Below are 21,386 nucleotides of genomic sequence, written 5' to 3'. Positions count from 1 at the left end.
CGGCATGGCAAACGACCCTAAACTCGACTATCGGCGCCGGGTGCGCATCGGCCGCATTCTCGGCATGGCGATCGTATTGGCGGCGGTTACGACCGGCGCTTGGGTATGGCAAATCAATTTCCGCCATCCGCGTACCAACGACGCGATGATCCGCGCCGACATTGTCGGCATCGCGCCCGAAGTCTCCGGCCGCATCGTGCGACTGCACGTGCGCGACAATCAGTTCGTACGCAAGGGCGAGTTGCTCTACGTCATAGATCCCAGACCTTATCAAGCCAAACTGGATCGCGCCAAGGCCGAACTGATGTTGGCGGAACAAGAGGTCGAATCGCTGCGGGCGTCGAAAAGTTCCGCCGTCAGCGCGGTCGCGCGCCTGGAACATCAGTACGCGGCCGCGCTGGCCGAAATCAAACGCATCGCGGCCGACGACGACTATCTGGAACAGTACCTCGAGCAACTGGAGCCGCTGGCGGCAAAGCAATACGTGACCGGCGATCAACTTCGGCAGGCACGCGCCCGTTACTCGGCCTCCCGGGCGGCGTTGGCCGATGCCAAGGCCAAGGCGCTGTCGGTCGGGAGTGCGGTCTCCGAAGCGGAGAGCGATAGCCGGCGCGCGCAATCCCTGATCGCTCAGGTCGGCGACGTCAATGCCCGCGTCGAAGCGGCCCGCGCCACCGTGACAGCCGCCGAGCTGGAGCTGGAATATTGCGAAGTCCGCGCGCCGTTCGATGCCTACGTGACCAATTTGAATACCCGCGAAGGCGAATATGCCAAGGCCGGCGGCCAGTTGTTCGCGCTGGTCGACGACCGCCATTGGTACGCCGTCGCCAATTACAAGGAAACCTATTTGCAATCGATACGCCCCGGTCAGGAAGCGGACGTGTTTCTGGTCGGTTATCCCGGCAAGCGCTTTCGCGGCGTGGTGACCGGCATCGCTTGGGCCAATGCGCCGGACAACGTCAAACAGCAAGGCGGATTGCCGGAGGTACAACGTACGCTGAACTGGGTGGTGCTGGCGTCGCGTTTTCCGGTCAGAATCGAAATCCTCGACCGCGATCCGGAGCATCCGCTACGCATGGGGATGACCGCCTTCGTCACGGTACTGGATCGCACGTTGCCGATTCCGGACGATAGCGCCGCATCGGCGGACGGCGATCGGCAACATGACTGATTCGAACCGCCGCGCCAGGCGGGAACGCCACGGCCGGTTTTGGTTCGGCACCGGTCTGGCCGAATTCCTGGCCGCCGAATTGAAGGACTCCCCGGAGCGGCGGATTGCCGCGGCGCGGCTGTTCGCGGTGTCGTTGATTATCGCGACGGTCAGCCAAAGCCTGCACGTGCCGCCGCTGGGCGCGCTATCGCTGTTGGTTTGCCTGAGCTACGACGCTTACGCCAACGCCGGCCAATCGCTGGCATTCGGCTTGCGCCAGTTGTTTTATCTGTTCGTGACGGTACTGATCTCGGTGTTGGCGTTGATGTTGGCCGGCAACGATCCTTGGCTGATGTTGAGCCTGTCGTTCGCGATCATGGCGCTGGCCTTGTTTCACGCCCGACTCATCGCCTGGCCGACCGGCATCGCGCTGTGGTATTCGATTCCGGTGTTGTACAGTCCGACCACGCCCGACGAAAACCTATATCACGCACTCTGGAACATTCCGGTGATCGGCGTGCTCGGCTTGGGTAGTTGGACGCTGGTCCATCTCAGTATCGCGCCGCGCGACCCGCGCACTTTGCTGATTGCCGGCATCGCCGATCAACTGAAAGCGGCGGAGACGATATTTCTCGGCCGCTTGTCCGACAGCGAAGCCCGCCGACCACGCCGCGCTTCGGTCAAACCGTCATCGATCGGTCTGTTCGGCAAATTGCAAACCTTGTTGGCCAACAGCGAATTGCTGCATGTGTCGATACGGCGCCGGCATGCGGCGTATCTGGAGTTGCTGCAGGAAATCGACGGTTTGCGTCAAATCGCGCTGTGGCTGGAGCAATCGCTGACCGAAGATTATCGCGCTCAGCCGCTGACAGCGGAAAAGCGAGCCGTCTACGCGGCCTTACAGCAAGCTTGCGCGATCTTGAGACAGGGTTTCACCAACCGGCAAGACCTCAGCGACGCCGTGGCCGCGTTATTGGACGACGAGGTATTGCGGCGTTACGCAGGGACTGGTCAACCGACGGTGCTAACCGCATTTTGGCAAGCCTTGCAACGCATTGCCGCGCTGATGAAACGTTTGCATCAGCCGGCGACGGACTCGGACCCGGCCGAAACGGAAACCGAGCCGCAAACCGTCTATCCGGCCTGGCTGGGCTACGAATTTTGGCAGCGACACGCCGACAGTCTGCAATTCGGCATCAAGTTTTCGTTGGGCGCCATCCTTTGCATGCTGATCGTGCAAAGCCTAGATTGGCCGGACATCAACACCGCGATACCGACTTGCCTGGTGGCCGCGCAGACCAGTCTTGGCGCCGATTACCGGCTGTCGCTGCTCAGGGTCGGCGGCGCCGCGTTAGGCGGAGCGTGCGCCTATGTGTACGTGTGGGTGTTTCAGTCGCAGTTCGATTCCATCATCGGCTTCATGCTGGCGACCGCGCCGTTTTGGGCTTTGTCTGCCTGGATCACCGCCGGCAGCGAGCGCATCGCCTACCTCGGCCGCCAGTTGGGTTTTTCGTTTGCATTGTTCGTACTGCACGACTTCGGCGCGGTTGAAGATCTATTTTTGCCGCGCGACCGCGTCATCGGTATTTTGCTGGGTCTGACGGTGATGGGCGCACTCGATTATGCGTTGTGGCCGCGCCGGTCCGCGGCGTTGGCGCGTCACCATTGCATCGCCGCGTTGCGTACGCTGGCCAAACTGACGGTGCGACTGCCGGATCCCGGCCATCTGATGAGCTATACGCTGCCGCTGCGGCTGGCGGCGGAAAAGGATTTGGCCGCGGCGCAAGACTTGCTGGCACATGCGGTGCTGGAACCGGATGCCCGCCAAGCCGGCAAGATGCGCGAACGCGGCGTATTGCGCGCGATCATTCGGGACGCGAGCAATCTGTCGGCATTGCTTCAGGTCCGCAAGCGCTATCGTTTGCTGAGCGGCCAGCAATTCGACCGTTTTCCCGAGGCTTTGCAACGCCACAGTCGCGACTTCGACGCTGAGCTGGCCAAGACCCTGGCCCACACCGCCGACGTCGTTGCCGGCGAAAAAGCCGTCGATTTATACGACGCCGATGCGATTGGCCAATTACTGCGGCAGAGTTACATCCGGTATCACGATATCGGCAGCCTGCCGGCCGACCTGGCGATGGAATGGGAATTGCGCTTCTTGCTGGACGAGCAAATCTTGAACTATTTGGAGCGCTTGCAAAATGCCGCGTCGAAATCCTTCCCCGAAACGTCACCCGGTTTTACGAACCGTTAATCCATGTCCGGCGTATATCTCGGTCTGCCTTGTTGAGGCTATTTCGGTACGTTGCGACCGTTGGTTTCGAAACAAAATAAATTGAGGTGTTTGCCCACGCTAAAACGCTCTTATCGGTGACTCATTCATTTTCAGGAGAACCGATGAATCCGCTACGAGATTTGCTGGCCGCCGCGCCACTGGCCGTTTGCCTGGCTTCCGCGCAGGCCGAGGAACAAACCTTCCACTTCAACATTCCGGTCCAGCCGTTGCCGGCGGCGTTGGACGCGCTGGCGGCCCAGACCGGCATCAAACCGTTTTATTCCGATCAGGTCGTCTCCGGCAAAACCGGCCATGCGGTATCCGGCAATCTGACCGCCGCGCAGGCTTTGCAGCAACTTTTGTCGGGTACCGGCTTGAGTTTCAAATTCAACGGCGATCATGCGGTGGCGATTACCCAACCGGATGCCAATTCCGCCGCGACCTTGGCGGCGGTGACGGTGGTTGCCAAGGCGAACGCCGAGCAGTTCGATCCCAACAACGCCAACTACAATCGCGCGTTCGCGTCGGCGTCGACAAAAACCGATACGCCGTTAATGGATACGCCGATGACGGTGCAGGTCGTGCCCCGGCAGGTCTTGAGCGATCAGCAGGCCATCCGCCTGGAAGACGCGGTCAAAAACGTCAGCGGCGTGCAGCCGGTATGGACATCGGGCGGGCAAGGCCAGGACTTCGTGATTCGCGGCTTCGGCACCAACTATTCCCGATTTCGCAACGGTCAACGTATATCCAACTTCAATGCCGACTTGGCCAACATCGAACAAGTGGAAGTCTTGAAAGGTCCGGCGGCGATGTTGTTCGGCCGGGTTCAGCCGGGCGGCATGGTCAACGTCGTCACCAAAAAGCCGCTAAGCGAAGCGCATTATTCGCTGCAACAACAATTCGGCAGTTACGATTTATACCGCACCGTCGCGGAGGCCACCGGACCGCTGAACGACGACAAGAGCTTGGCTTACCGCCTGGATTTCGGTTACACCGACCGAAACTCCTTTCGCGATTTCGTCAGCCAAACTCAAGTATTCGTGGCGCCGTCGTTGCATTGGCAAGCCAGCGATGCGACCGAATTCAATCTGAGCCTGGAATATATGGATCGTAACTTGCCTTACGATACCGGTATTCCGGCCGTCGGTACGCGAGTGGCCAACGTACCCATCAACACCAATTACGGTCAACCCGGCGGGCAGTTCAACCAAGATCCGTCCGATAGCACGCTGTTGGATTTCAATTGGTCGCACGCATTCAACGATCATTGGACCTTCAAGAACGGTTTCGTCGCCAACTGGACCACCCAGCATTACCGCGAATTGCTGGTCGCTGTATTTCAGCCTTTGTTGGCAACCGACAACAATCCGCAGGTCGTTCGTCGCGGCTCGCAATTCGAAGATCGCACCGAGGAATCCTATAACGCGTTTTTTAATTTAAACGGCAAATTCGCGACCGGTCCGGTCAACCACAACGTTTTGGTGGGCGGGGATTACTTTTACGACGAGGTGCGCCAATCCGGCTTCTTCGGTTTCAATGCCGTCAACGCGCCGGCCAACAGTCCTTATCATTTTCCCGCCGATTTCGGCGGCGGCAATTTCGCCTTTACCCGGGTCAACCTTTACAACCCGGTTTACGCGAATTTGGATTACAACGCCTACGAATTTCAACGCATCAACCATCCCAACGATTTCTCGATCAACCAAACCTCCTGGTACGGCCTTTACTTCCAAGATCATCTGGCATTTTTCGACGGCAAATTGCAAATTCTGGGCGGCGGCCGCTACGACTGGGCCCACCAGGCTACGGGCGCCTCGACTTCTTATCAAAACTCCGCCGATCAGAACGACAACTACAACGGCTACATTCCCAGTTTCGGCAACGTCAATCTCGCGGCCCAAAGCGAGGGGTTTTTTAGCCCCCGAGTCGGTATTCTGTACCGCCCATGGAATTGGCTGTCACTGTACGGCAACCGAGTGGAGGGATTCGGGACGAACAACGGCCGCTCCGAGAGCGGACAACCGTTGAAACCCGAAACCGCCGAACAGTATGAAGCCGGCTTGAAAGGCGAATGGTTTAAAGGCGATTTGACCGCTAATCTGGCCTATTTTCATATCGATAAACAAAATGTGGCAACCCTGGTTCGGGAAGGCATTTCCGAGACCATCGGCGCCGCGCGCAGCCAAGGTATCGAAATGGACGTCGCCGGGCAATTGGGCGGCGGCTTTAGCCTGATCGCCAGCTATGCGTTCACCGACGCCCGTATCACCCAGGACGGCGCGTTGTCCGGCAACATCGGCCACCGCTTGCCGAACGTCGCCGAACACTCCGGTAGCACCTGGCTGAAATACGCCTTTCAACATCAGGCCTTGTCCGGTTTACAACTTGGAATCGGCGCCTATCTGGCCGGTAAGCGGGAAGGCGACAATGCCAATAGCTACCAGTTGCCCGGCTACGTGCGGGTCGATACCTCGGTCGGATACAGTTTGCACTTGGGTGCCAGCAAACTCACCACCCAATTGAACGTTTACAATATTTTCGATAAGCGCTATTTCGTGGCGGGCGAACCCTATAACGCCAATCGCGCCTGGAATATGCCCGGCGATCCGTTGACGGTGATTGGGTCGATGAAGTTGGAGTTTTAAACCGGATAGACGGCACGGCAGGGCGGTTGGTTTGCGTGGTGCTTGGTCGCGCTAAGGCCGATCGCTTTGCGGCGATCGGCCGTGATTATTGATAACGCAGCGCCGGAGTATTTGCTATAAAGGCGATTTTTGTCCCTGCATCAGTGATGGCCCGAAAACAAAATTGGCTGGAACGCTTGTTCAGACTGCACCGGCAGGAGTTGCTGGGATTTGCCGGGCAGCGCTTGGACGATGCCGCCGAAGACCTGGTGCAGGATGCGTATCTGCGCTTGTTGGAACACGAGGCGCCGGATGCGATCTTGAACCCGCGCGCTTATTTGTATCGGGTAACCGCCAATGCTGCGGTGGATTTGCGCCGCAAGCGGCAGGTACGCGAACTGTACGACGGCGAAATCGAAGATTTCGATCAAATCAGCAGCTCGGTAGCAACGCCTGAAGCCATATCGGCCGATCAACAAACCCTGCGCTTGTGCATGCAGGTGTTGCAGGAATTGCCGGAAATCCAACGGCATATTTTTCTGTTGCACCGCATCGAAGGCTACAGTCATCGGGAAATCGCCGAGACCCTGAATCTGCCGCGACGTACGATCGAGCGGCATTGCGCGAAAGCATTGGAACTATTCCTGACGGCAGTGGACGCCGCCGATTGGGATAGGGATTGATCGCGTGGCCGCCCGAATGCCCATGAACTCGACGAATAGCGACGAGCGAGACGCCCGGATACGCAAGGAAGCCTCGGCCTGGCTAGCGCGCCTGAATTCCGGCGACTGCTCAACCGACGATCGTGTCGGCTTCGAGGCCTGGTTGGTCATGGATACTCGCCACGCGGACGCCTTTCGCCGCGCGGAGCGTTTATGGCGCGAGTTGGCCGGTCTGGGCGAATTGGCGCGGCCGCAACTTAAACAGGCTCAAGCGGTTTACCGGCACGCTCGCCGCAAGCGATGTTGGCCGATGGCCGGTTTGGCCGCCGCCGCATTACTGGCCGGCGTATTGATCGTCAATCCGCCGATCTGGCAGTGGCTGACCGCCGAGCGCTTTACGACAGGCAAGGGCGAACGGGAAACCGTGACGTTGAGTGACGGTTCCAGCATCGAATTGAATACCGACACGGCGATTCGGGTCAATTACTCGGCGCGGGCCCGCCGGGTCTGGCTGGAGCGGGGAGAGGCCTGGTTTAGCGTGGCCCACAATAACTTAACCCGGTTCGAGGTTCGCGTCGGCGAGGGGTGGATAGAGGATATCGGCACCCAATTCAATGTGCGCCGGGATCCGGCGAACGTCGATGTCGCTGTTCAAGAGGGCGAAGTCGCGGTTAAGGTTGCCACGAACCCCGAGGTGCTGCATTTGACCGCCGGTCAGCAAACCAACTTTGATCGACAAGGGCATGCCGCGCCGGTGCGGGCCGGCGATCTAGCAGCCATTGCCGCGTGGCGGGGCGGGGTGCTGGTTTTGAAAAATCTGACCCTGGCGGACGTGGCGCGGGAGCTGGAGCGCTATCATGCGGTGTCGATTGAAATCGCCGACGCTGACTTGCGGCAATTGTCGGTCAGCGGCCGCTTTCCGACCGACAATCTGCCACTGGCCCTGAATACCATCGCCACCGCATTGCCGGTCAGGATCGCGCATTTGGACGGTAACCGAATCGGCATTCTGGCCAGGCGATAAATTTCGGCACGGGAGTGTTTAAACGGCCGGGCGCTGATTGTCAAATCGGCGAATGTGGCGGTGTTTTATTTTTGAAACGGTCTTATCGAACGGAACCCAAACCACGATAAGGAGAACCGATGTCAAACATGCCGCTGTATATTTTCGTTGCCCCGTTGCTGCTGGCCTCCAGCGCCGCGCGGGCGGAAGACCAGACTTTCGCGATCAATATTCCCGCCCAACCGCTGGCCCGCGCGTTGGATGCTTTATCGCGGCAGACCAGCGTGCAACCGTTTTACGCCGATGGCGCGGTGGCCGGCAAAACCGCGCCGGCGGTTAACGGCCGCTTCAGTGTGGCGCAGGCCTTACAGCAGTTGTTGGCCGGTAGCGGTCTAGTGTTCAGTTTTACCGCAGCCAACACCGTCGCGATCAAGCCGGCGGGGGCGGCGGTGGACCATGTCGAGACGCTGGGCGCGGTGACAGTGACCGCTCAAACGGCTTACTTGGCCGATGATCCCTACAATCCTAGCTATCATCGCACCAACGCCAGTACCGCGACCCGCACCGATACGCCGTTGATGGACACGCCGACTTCGATACAAGTCGTGCCGCAACAAGTCTTGAAGGATCAGCAAGCGATTACATTGGCCGACGGCTTGCGCAACGTCAGCGGCGTGCAAATCAGCCCGTCGCCAACCTACGAAAACTTTACCGTGCGCGGCTTCGACATGAACGGCGCGACCTACCGTAACGGCATTCGCGAAGCCTCCTGGGCGGCGGAAACCGCCAATGTCGAGCGTTTGGAAGTGCTGAAAGGTCCCGGCGCGATGCTGTACGGTCGGATCGAGCCGGGCGGGATGATCAATCGGGTTTTAAAAAAGCCGCTGCTCACGCCGTACTACTCGCTGCAGCAACAGTTCGGCTCGTTCGATAATTATCGGACCACGTTGGATGCCACCGGCGCGTTGAACCAGGATAAAACCTTCGCCTACCGCTTCAATCTGGCCTACCAGGACACCAAATCCTTTCGCGACTTGTTTTACCGCGACCGTATCTTCATCGCCCCGCAATTTACCTGGAAGGTCAGCGATCGGACCGAGGTCAATTTCGGTATGGAATATCAACGCGACGACTTTCGCTGGGACGACGGGCTTCCGGTGCTGAACGGAGCGACTCGACCGGCCAATTTGCCGATCAACACCGCGTTAAGCGATCAGTCGGCGCACGCCAATCAGGAGCGCAATGTCGCCGACCTGAACTGGTCGCATGCTTTTAACGACGATTGGAAAATCAGTCAGCAATTTTCGGCCTTTCTCGGCAGCCGGATTCAATACGACATTTTTCCGTACGGCATTCATGCCGACCAGCGCACCGTCGATCGCTACAATTGGGACAACAATGTCAAAAGTTCGCAAACCTATTCGTTCAATACCAATCTGTTGGGCCATCTGAATACCTGGGGCGTCAAACATACCTTGTTGGTGGGTCACGACTATTACGCGTACACCGACGAAAGCCAGAATCGCTGCTGCGCCAGCGTCGATAGTATCGACATCTATAACCCGCAGCCTTTTACCGGCAACTTGGCGCTGCTACCGTTGAATTACGGCCATTACCATCAGGAATGGAACGGCGTGTATTTTCAGGATCAAATGGTGTTCTGGGACAGGCTGCATTTATTGGGCGGCGGCCGCTATGACTGGGCCGACTACGGCGTCGGCAGCTCCGGCAGTTCCTATGCCGCCGCCGAGGCCGCCATGAACGCAAACCATGTGTCGGCCGGAAAATTCAGTCCGCGGGTCGGCGTGTTGTATCGGGCCTTTCCGTGGCTGTCCTTGTACGGCAACTACACCGAATCGCTGGGTACCAATAATTCCTACAGCGCCCGCAATACGGACGGCACGCCGTTAAAGCCGCAAGAAGCCAGACAATTCGAAGGCGGCATCAAGACCGAACTGTTCGATCAAAAATTGACCGCCAGTCTGGCTTATTTCGATATCGTCAAAACCAATTTGGCCACCGGCAATCCCGATCCAACGCTGGCTTTACTTGGCTATACGACCACGGTGGGCGCGGCACGCAGTCGGGGCGTTGAGTTCGACTTGGCCGGGGAGCTATCCGAGAATTGGAGTTTGATCGCCAATTACACCTATTTGGATACCCGCATTACTAAGTTTACCGAGCAGGACGTCTACGGTGGCGTCAGCCTGCTGGGCAAGCGTTTTCCCAACGCACCGTGCCATTCGGCTAATGTCTGGTTGAAATACGAATTCACCGATCCGGCCTTCGCCGGCCTCAGTTTGGGCAGCGGTATCCGCGTGACCAGCCAGCGCCAGGGCGATCCGCAAAACAGCTATCAATTGCCGGGCTATGCGACCTGGGACGCTTCGGCGGCTTACAAATTTAAGGTGGGGCCGACTCGGATGACCGCGCAACTCAACGCTTATAATCTGTTGGATAAGCGCTATTTCACCGGGGCTGATACCTTCGACGCCAGCCAGCGCTACTATGGCAATATGCCCGGCGCGCCGATCAGTTTTATCGGTTCTATCAAGGTCGAGTACTAGGTCTATAACCGACGGAAAGGTAGCGGTCGAAAACGCCGGCGCTATCGGGGATAATGGGCGGTTTGAGATTCGGGTGCTACCCGGCCTGGCGGACGGCGTCGAGTCTGGCAGGGTGCGGCGACACTGAGTCTCGGTTTGCAAACAACTCAACCCGATAGGTCGGCCCATGCATACACCCTCTAAACTGCTGTTGGAAAACCGCGCCTGGTCGCAGGACATGGTCGCCAAGGATCCCGGTTATTTCATCGAGTTGGCCAAGGAACAGCGCCCGGATTTTTTATGGATCGGTTGTTCCGATAGTCGGGTGCCGGCCGAAACAGTGGTCAATGCTCAGCCCGGCGAAATCTTCGTGCATCGCAACATCGCCAATCAGGTGATTACCACCGATTTCAATTGCCTGAGTGTCTTGCAATATGCCATCGCGGTTTTGAAGGTAAAACATATCGTCGTTTGCGGCCATTACGGTTGCGGCGGCGTCAAGGCGGCGATGCAGCCGCAACGCGGCGATCTGACGATTACCAATAAGTGGTTGATGCACATCAAGGATGTTTATCGGCTGCATCAGGACGAGCTCGCTTATTTGAGCGAAGACAAAAAAGTCGATCGGATGATAGAGCTGAATATCCTGGAGCAGGTACACCGTTTGTCGCATACCTCCATCGTGCAGACGGCCTGGAAACACGGCCACCAGCCGACCTTGCACGGTTGGGTGTACGGATTGAACGACGGGATCATCGAGCAATTGATAGAGCTGGATCATACCGCCGAGATTCCGCCGATCTATCGTTACGGCGCCTAAGCGGACCCGGCGGGTCCGCGGTTAACTCTCCAGCTGGTAGCCCTTGTCCCGAAACAGCCGAAGCGCGGCGTCGGCGACCTGCGGGTCGAACATGATCCCCCGCTTACTTTCGATTTCCGCCAAAGCGGTGTCTATGCCCAAACCAGGCCGGTAAGGGCGATGGGAGGCCATCGCTTCGATGACGTCGGCAACTGCTATGATCCTGGCCTCCAGGTGAATTTCCTCGCCCTTTAAGCCTTGCGGGTAGCCGGAACCGTCCAGCCGTTCATGGTGTTGACCGACAAACTCGGCGATCGGCCACGGGAAATCGATGGCTTTCAGGATGTCGTAGCCGTCCTGGGCATGCAATTTGATCAGCGAGAATTCCAGTTCGGTCAGCCGGCCCGGCTTGCACAGAATTTCCGCCGGAATCTTGACCTTGCCGACATCGTGGACGACCGCGGCCAGATGCATGCCTTCGATGCGATTATCCGGCAGGTTCATTTCTCGGGCAATTTCGGTGGCGACCTGGGCGACCCGGCGTTGGTGACCCGCGGTATACGGATCGCGCATCTCGACGGTAGCGGCGATTGCGGTGATGGATTCCAGTAAATTGGCCCTCAACTTCAATTCGCTACGTTTCAGCGACTGGGTACGCTCCTCGACCATGTCGCCCAAATGGTGGCGCAGCCGGTTGAGTTCCAGGTGGGTGTGGACGCGGGCTAGCAGTTCCTCGCGCTGGAACGGTTTGGTCACGTAATCGACCGCGCCTAATTCGAAGCCGCGCAGTTTTTCCTGGGTGTCGGACATTGCACTGACGAAAATGACCGGCACGTCGCTGGAGCCGGGAATTTGCTTAAGCCGTCTGCAGACTTCGAAGCCGTCCATGCCCGGCATGCTGACGTCAAGCAAGGCCAGTTCCGGTGCCTGGATCTCGGCAGCGTGCAGCGCCAGTTCGCCGCTGATCGCCGAGCGCACTTCGTAGCCCTCGGCCTTGAGTACGTCGGTCAGCAGCCTGAGCGAGGCCGGCGTATCGTCCACCGCTAAGATCAAGCCTTTGGACGAAGTCGAACCGGGTTGTTCATTGAGCATTGGGTTTTCCCTGGTCAAGGCGGGCCTCCTCCGGTTGCGCGGCCGCGACTTGGGTTGGCGCGGCCGATGGGTTTGGGTACTCGAATTTCTCCGCCGGGAGCCGTTATCTGTGGCTGCCGGCGGAGGAATTCGCCGATTCTGCCGACAGGCGCTTCCTTGGTTGTCAACGCTCCTGAATCAGCGCCGCATCGGTCGTATACAACCGGTTATTGTATGCCGAGTTGTCTTGCCCTGCACGAGCGGCTTCCCTTTTTAAGCTAAGGTTTTGAGCATCGCGTCACGCCGGATCGTTAATCATAGTGCGCCATCTTGCGTCGAGCGTTCGTTGAATGGCCAGAATATAGCCATTGGTGGACCGGCGCCGATCTAGCCGTTCTTCCGCTTAGCGGCATCCAGATATCCGAGCAACGCTTGATAATTGAATTGGTCGGCCACGCCGGACAACGCGACCGCCAGGCTTGGGTCTAGCAAGGCGATTTCGGCGATCAGCGCGGCGACCGCTTCGCTGTTCAGGTTTTCCAAGGCGTCGGTCAGCCGATTGCGCAATTCGGCCGGAAGCGCCGCCAGCGCGTCGGTATCCACGGCCGGCGCGGCGGTGGCCGGCGCCTCGCTGGCGTAGCGATAGCTCAGTCCCAGCTGCCGCGCCAGGCAGTCGTATATTTCCGCGAACTGGTAAGGCTTACGGATCACGTCGTCCATGCCGGCGTCCAACATTTCCTGCTGCTGTTCCTGAAACGCCGACGCGGTGACCGCGATAATTTTAACGTGTCGTCCTCCCGGCGCTTGCCGAATCCGCTGGGTGGCCTCGATGCCGTCCATCACCGGCATGCGCCGGTCCATCCAAATCAAGTCCGGATGCCAGTTTTCGAATAGCGTTACACAATCCCGGCCATTCTCTGCGAATTTCGTGTCCAGGCCCAAGCCGGTCATCAAGCGTCCCAGCAGCAAGCGGTTTTCGTGCTGATCCTCGGCGATCAGTATCCGGTAACGGGGTTGACCGCCGGCCAGGCCGATCACCTTGCCGCCGGAAGCGGAGGATAACTCGGTAATACCCTCCGCGCCGGCCAGCGCCACCGGTAACTCCACTCGAAACAGCGAGCCTTGGCCCAATTCGCTTTTAACGCGAATGTCGCCGCCCAGCATCCGGACGAATTGGCGGGTAATCGTCAGTCCCAAGCCGGTCCCTTGTTGAGAGACGCCGTCGGCCAACTGTACGAAGGGTTCGAACAAGCGCGATTGATCTTCCGCCGCGATGCCGGGGCCGCTGTCCTCCACCTCGATAAGCAAATGATGTTTGGCGTTGTGTTTGATCCCCATCCGCAGCGTGACGTGTCCGTGCTCGGTAAATTTCACGGCGTTGTTGATCAGATTGATTAATATCTGGCGGATGCGGGCTTCGTCGGAACTGACGTAGCGAGGGCATTCGTCGGCTTGCTCGAGCACCAGCGACAAACCTTTTTCGCGAGCCCGGATGCGCATCATCTCGGTGACGTCCTTGACCAGCGCGTATAAATCGAACGCGGCGATGTCCAGTTGCAGGCGGCCCGCTTCTATTTTCGCGACTTCCAGTACGTCGTTGATCAGATTGAGCAAATGCTCGCCGCTACGATTGATGATATCCAAGCTCTCCGCCTGATGCTCGGTGATCTGCGGGTCGTGGCGCATCATGCCGGAGAAACCCAAGATCGCGTTGAGCGGCGTCCGCAATTCGTGGCTCATATTGGCTAGGAATACGCTTTTGGCCTTGTTGGCGGCTTCCGCCGCGTCGCGGGCCAGCCGCAATTCGTCGGTGCGGCGCCGCACGGTGTCTTCCAGTTGTAGCTTATATTGGTCCAGCTCCGCCTCGATACGCTTGCGCTCGGTAACATCGCGGGCGATCGCCAGCACGCTGGCTACCTCGCCATGTTCGCCGAGTTCCGGAATATGGCGAATTTCGGTGGTACGTCCGGTCGGCCAGGTAAATTCCATCAAATTCGGCGCGCCGCTGCCGACAACCCCCAACACGGCGTTCAGCAATGGTTGCGTCAGGTCCGGATTGCCCGGTATCGGCAATTCGCATACGGTCTTGCCGATCGGCGACATTCCGGCAGTTCCCGAGCTGCGCGCGGCCGCCGCATTGATGTACAGATGGCGGCCCAGGGTGTCGAAGCGTACGATGCCGTCGGGATGGTTCTCGGTCAGCGTGCGAAACTCGCGCACCCTTTTCGCCAGGGCCGCCTCGGCTTGCTTGCATTCGCTAACGTCCCGGCAAATGACCAAGTTGTAGATTTGGCCGGCGAATTCGAACACATTGGCCGTCACTTCCACCGGAAAGCGTCGGCCGTCCCGGCGTTGATGCTGGGTTTCGAATTGCGCGCGCCGCCGCTCGCTCAGTTCCCGCCGGAAGCTCGCCCACATCGCGTCGGTCCAATCCGGGATGATGTCGAATAGGCTCATGCCGCCGGTGAGTTCTTCGCGGCTATAGCCCAGGGTGCGCACCGTACTTAGATTGGCATACAAAAAACGCGGGTCGTTCTCGCCCATCAACAATATCGTCTCCTCGACTCGATCCAGCGCAAAGCTCAGCAAGTGCAGGCGTTGCTGGGTTTGCTTGCGTTCGGAAAGGTCGTAGGTCAGGCCGACGAAGCCGCCGATCCGTCCGGCATCGTCGCGCAAAGCGGTAATCGACAAATACACCGGAATCCGTTGCCCGTTCTTACGGATGAAGGTCCATTCGCGTTCCTCCGGTTGATGACGCATCGGCTTGGCGGTGAATACCTCGAAGCCCGGCGATAGGGTTACTCCGAGTTCCGCGGAAAGCTCGCGAGCGTAGCGGGCGATTTCCTCGCCGTCGTGCCAAAGCGCGGGTGTCGCGCGGCCGACGACTTCGCTTGCGGCATAACCCAGTAAACGCTCGGCGGCCGGATTGAAACTGGTGACGGTGCCGTCCGGGGATGTGGAGATGATACCGTGGGCGATGTTTTGCAATATCGTGTGTTGGAACACGTTGGCATGGCGCAATGCCTGCTCGCGTTCCTGGATTGCCGCCATCATCGCGTTGAAGTTTTGTCCCAAGCGCGCCAGTTCCTCGGCGCCGCCGGCCGGCACGCGGTGGCGGTAATCGGCCGAGAACCTCACCCGTTCGCTTGCGTCGGTCAGTGCGGCGATCGGCGCGACGATGGCGCGCTTCAGCATCAGTTGTTGGCCTATCGTGGCGATCAGCAGCACCAGCACGCCGCCGCCGAATAAAGCGAAGATTTCGCGGGTTTGCTGCTCGATGGCCGCCATACTCATGGCCAGATACAGCCTGGCGCCGCTGGATAAGGTTTGCAACCAGTCGGCGCGCTCGCGATTCACGAAAATCCCGTCCTTTTCGGGAAGTGCCCGCGCTAGAGAGCTTTGCGGCAAGCGCTCGAAACTCGCCAACACCCGGCCGTTGTCCAACACGATCGCCGCCGCTTGAATTTGCGGATTGGATTTTAAGGTGTCGAGGATTTCCTGCGCACGCGTCGGATCTTCGAAGGCGATGGCTGTATCGGTGCCAACCGCGATCATTCGCGCGTAGGGTTCGATGATTTGCGCGGCTCTTTGCTCCCGCGTCAGGTTTTGAAACATTGCCAAGCCGGCGCCTGCCAACAGAAACGCCAGCAGGGCGCTGCCCCACAGAATCAGTACCAGCCGGCCTTGGATGTTGGATGGCATCGTCATCGCTTAGCGTACCCGGCGAAAAATACCGTTGATCAAGATTTCGTTGGAGACTTCCAGCAGCTTGGTTTGAATCGTCAGCGAAACGGCGCGGGCTTGATCGAGATTAATGGTCATGCCGACCCGCTCGTCGACTTTAAAGCGGATAACGCCGCCATCCGCAATAAAGTCTTCCGCATCGCCGACCGTCAGTACCGGTTTTCGTTTCAGCTCGGCCAACGCGGCGTGGCGAAGCGTAATGTCGGTGTACGCAACAAAGACGATATGGCAGATAGGCAAATCCACCGTGCGTTCCGCTCGAACGATTTCAAACGCGTGACCTTGCTCGCTTCTATCCTTGACGCTGGTTTCCAGTACCTCGCCGAACGGGTCCGGGCCCAACACCGCGATGCACCAAGGCCTATCGACGCTGGGGGAAACCGGCTCCGGCCAAGTGACGTAGCGGGCGAAATTGCGTAAAAACGCGGCTTTGACGCGAATCGCGCTGCTCTGCCCCGGCGTCGGGTCGGCATTCACCGCCGGAACCAACATACCCAGCAACAGTGCCGCGATGCCCAAGCGGCGCCGGGAACGCCGATTGAGTCGCGGGGTGGCGTCGAAACAGGCGAGGTCGGCGTGTTTCATGGTTCAGGTGCCGCCATCAAAACTTGACGGAGAAACTGATCGTCAGCTCGCGCGGCCGGCCGCGGCTGCTTTGCGAGGGACGATATTGTTCGTCGAGCAGATTTTTCCCCATGAAATCCACGCTCAGTTCGTGTTCGCCGATTCGCCAGCTATAGCCGATCAACGCGTTCAACAGCAGATAGGTTTGCCGGTCCGAGCTTGGGGTATCCGATAACAAGGTTTGATCGTAGACGAAATTGAAGCCGCCACCGATATGCAAGCCGCGCCAGGCGTCGGCCTTGAAGTCGTAACGCGTCCACAGATTGGCAAGATGCGGCGCGCTCATTTGCAGCGGCGCGTTATGAAATCGCAGCGCATTCTTGTAATACGCTAGGCCGGTGGCGTCCAGCGTATCGGGGTTCCGGGCCAGGATGGCATCGTCCCGGCCGGTGAACTCGGTAATCTTGGCATCCATATAGGTATAGGATAGATAGAGCTGCCATTGCTCGGTCAATTGGGCGGTGGCATCCCATTCGATGCCGCGCGAAGTTTGCTTGCCGGTCTGTACGCCGTAGATCGTCACGACGCCGTTGGCGTCGGTAACGGCCAAGTCGTTGACGATGTTTTTATTTTCGATGTCGAAGTAGCTCAAGGTGCTGGACAGGCGGCCGTCGAGCCATTCCGCTTTGATGCCGACGTCGTAGCCCCGGCCCTCGCTGGGGTCCGGAATGGCTGTGCCGCCGTCAAGACGGTTGATGGAAAATGTGCCGGGGACGAAGGATTCGGCATAGCTGGCGAACCAGGACCATTCCGGCGTCAATTTGAACAATAGCCCGTACTGTGGCGTCACTCGGCTGGCGCTAACCCGCGGCTGCGACCTCTGGTTCAAGACGTCGCTAAGCCGGCTTTCGGTCTCGGTCCAACGCCAGCCGGTCAGCACCAGTAAGCGATCTTCGAAAAATCCGAAGGTCGAGCCGCCGTAAACCGACTTATCCGCCGCGTTGAGGTTTTGGTCGAACCGGGAAGCGGTCAATCCCGACAAGCCGATCGAGGTGTGGCGATTCCAGGTCGAGGGATCGCTCAAATCCCATAGCGGCAGCGGCGACGCGGTCGGATTGCCGCCCAGGCTTGGATCGTTGGGCGCCTGACCGGCCCAGCGGTGAAAATTGCGGTCCACGTACTGCCCACCGAACAACAGGCGCAGACTGGCGAAGCCCACGTCGTAACGGCCGACGCCTTGCAGTTCGATCGTGTCGTCGCGGTTGCTGTAGACCTGATGGCGAACCCGCCGGCCCTGTAAGGTCGTGACGTTGTTCGCCATGCCGAAATTGCCGGTGGCCAATGCATCCACGTCGTATTCCATATGGGAATAGCCTGCCCGCAAATTCCAGTGTTCGTCGGCTTTGAAGTCTAACCAGGTGCTGAGGTTATCGGTATTGCTATGGCGATAATCGCTGTAGGCCATGCCGTTCCAGGTGTCAGGCAGGCCCGGCACGTCGACGCCGGATCGGTTGGGATCGGTTGCACTGGGCATGATGCCGGTCCAAGTACCGTAACCGGGCTTTTGCATTAATTGCGGCGCTTCGATCTTTTCGAACCGCTCGTATTTCAGCGATAGGCTGAAGCGGTCGATGGGCTGCCAAAGCAGGGATGGCGAAATATTCCAGGCATGGGCGTCGTAAGGCTCCCAATAGTGCAAATCTTGGTCGTAAGAGGCCGCCATTCGGTAGAACAGAGTTTTCGAGGCCGGCCCGGTTACATCGGTTTCGAAGCGGTATTGGCCGTAGGAACCGTAACGGGCGGCGGCATTCGCCGCGAATTGGCGCCGAGGCGTTTTGGTGATGACGTTGACGATACCGCCCGGCGCGACTTGCCCGTACAGAAACGAGGCCGGCCCCTTGACGACTTCCACTCGCGACACATTCGTGAAATCCAGAATCGACGGACCATGCACCCCGTCCCGCAAGGTCTGAATATTGCCGCCGGCCAACGAGCCAACGGTAAAGCCGCGGATCGCCAGATTCGCGTTACCTTCGTTGAAATCGTTGCTCCGATAGGTGACGCCGGGAGAATAGCGGGCGATGTCGAAAATCTCGCGAGGCCGTTGATCCTTGATAAAGGCTTCGGTAAAGCTTTGGATCGCGAAAGGCAATTCGCGAATCGGCGCGTCGAAACGCGAGCCGGACACCGAGTTGGAAGCCCGGTAACCGCTATCGAGCTCGCTGGACACTTCGAACGGCGAGACCTTGACCTTGACTAGCTCGTCGATGTCCATGTCCGCGACATCCTTTAACGGGCCGTTGAATTCGTCGACGGCGGCTAGCGCTTCGCTTAGGCTTTCGAGAGCGTTGGAGTTTGAGGGGGCCGAATCGGGCTGGGTGGCGCTGGCCGGTTTAGCGGGCGAGATTGCGGTGTCCTCGGGTTCGTTCGCGCTCGCAAGCGAAGCCAACTGCGACAAACTCAGCGCTAACGCCAGTTTGGCAATCGCCGTTAAGTCGGCGTCATGCTTACCTGCTTTCATTCGAAGCCCCCGGAAAATTCGTTAAACCGCATACGGATTTTCAGCGTCACCACGCCACTTACGTTAGCCGATAAGCATAGCCGATAGGTCGAAAACCACGCGAATATTCAAGTTAGGCTAGCCGAGCTGGCGGCGACGCGGCCGCGTAGCGTGCCGCCGGTTAGTCGAGGTCCGCGGTTTCCAGGAGTTTCAAAATGCCCGGATAGTCGAAATTCACCGCCAATGCGGCCAGCCGCTCCGCCAGCGCGGCGTGTCCGACGCCGATTTGACTTATCGCCGCCGCTATTTGGGCAGCGTCCAGGCTCTCCAGTGCCTGCCGCAGCGATAGGCGCAACGGCGCCGGCAAGTCGGCCAGCGAGTCCTCGATCGGAGCGTTGGCGGGAGGTTCAACCATATTCGATAAACGGTCGTCAACGAAATCGACACCCAAATGCCTGGCCAAGCAATCGTAAATTTCCTGGAAGCGATAAGGCTTGGGAATGAAGTCGTCCATGCCGGCGTCGAGCATTTCCTGCTGTTCTTCCCGGAAGGCGGAAGCGGTAACGGCGATAATCTTGATCCGGTTGCCGCCTGGTAGGCGGCGGATTTGCCGGGTCGCCTCGACGCCGTCCAGCACCGGCATCCGTCTATCCATCCAAATCAGATCGGGTTGCCAGTCCCGACAGAGATCCAAACACTGTTGGCCGTTGCCCGCAATTCGGGTTTCCAGGCCAAGACGGTTCATCAATTGCCGGAGTAGAATCTGGTTTTCGATTTGGTCGTCGGCGATCAAGATTCGATAAGTCGGTTGGCCAGGCGCCAGGCGGATCGCCGACCCCGATCTGGGGGTAATGCTTACCGGAAATGCCTCATCCGCCACTAGTTCGACCGGCACGTCGACGGAAAATAGCGAGCCCTTGCCGGGCGTGCTGGTCACCGAGATTCGGCCTCCCATCAATTCGACGAATTGTCGGGTAATGGCCAAGCCAAGTCCGGTGCCTTTTTGATCGCCGTTATCCGCCAACTGCACGAACGGTTCGAACAAGCGTTGTTGATCCTCCGGGGCAATGCCGGGTCCGGTGTCTTCGACCGTCATCAGCAAGTGCTGGCGGTGGTTTTCCAGCGTCGCCAGCCTTACCGTCACACCGCCTGCTGGGGTGAACTTCAGCGCGTTGCCGATCAGATTCACCAATATCTGGCGGAGCCGAGCTTGGTCGGCCTTGATGAAACGGGGAAACTCGGAAGATTGATCCACGCCGAGCCGTAAACCTTTGGCTGACGCCCGTGCTTGCATCATGTCGGTCACGTCTCTGACCAGGCCGCCGAGGTCGAACGGCGCGACCGTCAATTTAAGTTGACCAGCCTCGATCTTGGCGATTTCCAGCACATCGTTGATCAAATCCAGCAGGTGCTCGCCGCTACGATTAATGATGTCCAGACTTTCCAACTGGCTTTCGCTCAGTTCGGGATCGTCGCGCAACATGCTGGAAAAGCCCAAAATCGCGCTCAAGGGCGTACGCAGTTCGTGGCTCATATTGGCGAGAAACGCGCTCTTGGCTTTGTTGGCCGATTCGGCCGCGTCGCGGGCGCGCGCCAATTCCTCGGTGCGTAGCGCCAGTTGTCGCCTATCCTCGCGAAATTGCGCCACGGCCTGGGCCATCTCATCGATTTCGTCGAGGTCGGATCGCGGCGTACTCCCGGTCGCGTTGTCGGGATTGTCTTCGCGTAATTGGCGACTAATGTGTTGCAGACGCGCCAGCACGTGCCGGCCGACGAAAACTTGGGCGATCATCCAGGCCAGCAGCAAGCTGCCGGCCAGCAGGATTTCCACCCAATGTTCCTTGTCGCGGGCGGTTTGCCACAGCTCCCTCACGCTGTTCCGGTAGGCTTCGGTGTATTGATCGTTCAAGGTCCGGGCGGCGTCTACCATCGCGGTGGCCTGGCGGCGGAGCTCCTCGTCGAATTCCTGTTCCACGCGATGGCGGGCGGCGCTGTCGGCTGCGTCTTGGGGCGCCAGGGATTCGCGCACGGCGCTTTCCCGCAACTGCGCGACGACATTCGCGGTATTGCGAAACAATTGACTGGCTTGCCGCAAATCCAGCAACGCGGCGTCTTCGCCGCCGGCGGCCAGTTTGTCCACCAACACATCGAAGATTTCCATGCGCTTGGCAATATCGGCGTAACTCGCCCGCATTGGGGCGAGTGCGCCGGTCCTTGCCAATTGGTAGGAGGCGCGTTCGATCTGCAAGGTCTGGTCGACCATCTGTTGCGCTTGCCGCAGGCTTTCCAAGCGTTCCTCCGCCAGCCAGGCGACGGTGTTCGCCGAGCCGCGCAAGGCATGGACCGCGGTCAGGCCGCCGGCCAGAATTAAGGCCGCCAGCGCGGCCAATGTGAACAGAAATTGCCGGCGTAGCGTACGGGGCAGATAACGGCGTGACAGGCTCATGT

At 59.0% G+C, this 21,386-nt stretch carries 12 protein-coding genes; 7 read left to right on the top strand and 5 right to left on the bottom strand.

The features are described from left to right. Positions 1-4 precede the first annotated feature (4 nt). The 7 genes from ACQE3E_RS11960 to can all read left to right on the top strand — a co-directional run bounded on the left by ACQE3E_RS11960 (position 5) and on the right by can (position 11,080). On the top strand, positions 5-1,171 hold the full coding sequence (locus ACQE3E_RS11960; protein WP_427500569.1) for an HlyD family efflux transporter periplasmic adaptor subunit: 1,167 nt from the start codon (positions 5-7) through the stop codon (positions 1,169-1,171). Further along, positions 1,164-3,404 (top strand): FUSC family protein, encoded by a 2,241-nt coding sequence (locus ACQE3E_RS11955; protein ID WP_427500568.1) that lies wholly within the window; start codon positions 1,164-1,166, stop codon positions 3,402-3,404. Before ACQE3E_RS11960 ends, ACQE3E_RS11955 begins: the two co-directional genes overlap by 8 nt. Positions 3,405-3,547: 143 nt before the next feature. After that, positions 3,548-6,070, top strand: coding sequence for a TonB-dependent siderophore receptor (locus ACQE3E_RS11950; RefSeq protein WP_281023312.1), 2,523 nt, complete (start codon positions 3,548-3,550; stop codon positions 6,068-6,070). Between the two features lie 146 nt (positions 6,071-6,216). Beyond that, positions 6,217-6,732, top strand: a complete 516-nt coding sequence (locus ACQE3E_RS11945) for an RNA polymerase sigma factor (protein ID WP_281023311.1) — start codon at positions 6,217-6,219, stop codon at positions 6,730-6,732. Between the two features lie 22 nt (positions 6,733-6,754). After that, entirely contained in the window at positions 6,755-7,735 is a 981-nt protein-coding gene (locus tag ACQE3E_RS11940; protein ID WP_313727810.1) for a FecR family protein, read from the top strand. A gap of 119 nt (positions 7,736-7,854) precedes the next feature. Then, positions 7,855-10,281 carry a TonB-dependent siderophore receptor gene (locus ACQE3E_RS11935; protein ID WP_313727811.1) on the top strand — a complete coding sequence of 809 codons (2,427 nt, stop codon included), beginning with the start codon at positions 7,855-7,857 and terminating at the stop codon, positions 10,279-10,281. A gap of 166 nt (positions 10,282-10,447) precedes the next feature. After that, complete coding sequence (gene can / locus ACQE3E_RS11930) at positions 10,448-11,080, top strand: carbonate dehydratase (protein WP_064030413.1); 633 nt, start codon at positions 10,448-10,450, stop codon at positions 11,078-11,080. Positions 11,081-11,101: 21 nt separating this feature from the next. On the opposite strand, the gene ACQE3E_RS11925 is transcribed toward can, so the two are convergent. From ACQE3E_RS11925 to ACQE3E_RS11905, 5 genes are all read right to left on the bottom strand, one after another. Further along, on the bottom strand, positions 11,102-12,151 hold the full coding sequence (locus tag ACQE3E_RS11925) for an HD-GYP domain-containing protein (protein WP_313727812.1): 1,050 nt from the start codon (positions 12,149-12,151) through the stop codon (positions 11,102-11,104). A 366-nt stretch (positions 12,152-12,517) separates the two neighbouring features. Beyond that, complete coding sequence (locus ACQE3E_RS11920; protein WP_313727813.1) at positions 12,518-15,832, bottom strand: PAS domain S-box protein; 3,315 nt, start codon at positions 15,830-15,832, stop codon at positions 12,518-12,520. A gap of 9 nt (positions 15,833-15,841) precedes the next feature. Next, positions 15,842-16,459 carry a YfiR family protein gene (locus ACQE3E_RS11915; protein WP_313727814.1) on the bottom strand — a complete coding sequence of 206 codons (618 nt, stop codon included), beginning with the start codon at positions 16,457-16,459 and terminating at the stop codon, positions 15,842-15,844. 16 nt (positions 16,460-16,475) lie between these two features. Next, entirely contained in the window at positions 16,476-18,959 is a 2,484-nt protein-coding gene (locus ACQE3E_RS11910; RefSeq protein ID WP_427500567.1) for a TonB-dependent siderophore receptor, read from the bottom strand. Positions 18,960-19,119: 160 nt separating this feature from the next. Next, on the bottom strand, positions 19,120-21,384 hold the full coding sequence (locus ACQE3E_RS11905; protein WP_313727816.1) for an ATP-binding protein: 2,265 nt from the start codon (positions 21,382-21,384) through the stop codon (positions 19,120-19,122). Between the last annotated feature and the right edge of the window lie 2 nt (positions 21,385-21,386).

Source organism: Methylomonas sp. MED-D (assembly GCF_050276835.1).
GTDB classification, from domain to species: Bacteria; Pseudomonadota; Gammaproteobacteria; order Methylococcales; family Methylomonadaceae; genus Methylomonas; species Methylomonas koyamae_A.
This window is presented reverse-complemented; position numbering and strand designations above follow the sequence as displayed.

Bases quoted from the DNA above. Each gene is read 5' to 3' on its own strand.
- ACQE3E_RS11960 (WP_427500569.1), top strand. From the start codon at position 5: ATGGCAAACGACCCTAAACTCGACTATCGGCGCCGGGTGCGCATCGGC.
- ACQE3E_RS11955 (WP_427500568.1), top strand. From the start codon at position 1,164: ATGACTGATTCGAACCGCCGCGCCAGGCGGGAACGCCACGGCCGGTTT.
- ACQE3E_RS11950 (WP_281023312.1), top strand. From the start codon at position 3,548: ATGAATCCGCTACGAGATTTGCTGGCCGCCGCGCCACTGGCCGTTTGC.
- ACQE3E_RS11945 (WP_281023311.1), top strand. From the start codon at position 6,217: ATGGCCCGAAAACAAAATTGGCTGGAACGCTTGTTCAGACTGCACCGG.
- ACQE3E_RS11940 (WP_313727810.1), top strand. From the start codon at position 6,755: ATGAACTCGACGAATAGCGACGAGCGAGACGCCCGGATACGCAAGGAA.
- ACQE3E_RS11935 (WP_313727811.1), top strand. From the start codon at position 7,855: ATGTCAAACATGCCGCTGTATATTTTCGTTGCCCCGTTGCTGCTGGCC.
- can (WP_064030413.1), top strand. From the start codon at position 10,448: ATGCATACACCCTCTAAACTGCTGTTGGAAAACCGCGCCTGGTCGCAG.
- ACQE3E_RS11925 (WP_313727812.1), bottom strand. From the start codon at position 12,151: ATGCTCAATGAACAACCCGGTTCGACTTCGTCCAAAGGCTTGATCTTA.
- ACQE3E_RS11920 (WP_313727813.1), bottom strand. From the start codon at position 15,832: ATGCCATCCAACATCCAAGGCCGGCTGGTACTGATTCTGTGGGGCAGC.
- ACQE3E_RS11915 (WP_313727814.1), bottom strand. From the start codon at position 16,459: ATGAAACACGCCGACCTCGCCTGTTTCGACGCCACCCCGCGACTCAAT.
- ACQE3E_RS11910 (WP_427500567.1), bottom strand. From the start codon at position 18,959: ATGAAAGCAGGTAAGCATGACGCCGACTTAACGGCGATTGCCAAACTG.
- ACQE3E_RS11905 (WP_313727816.1), bottom strand. From the start codon at position 21,384: ATGAGCCTGTCACGCCGTTATCTGCCCCGTACGCTACGCCGGCAATTT.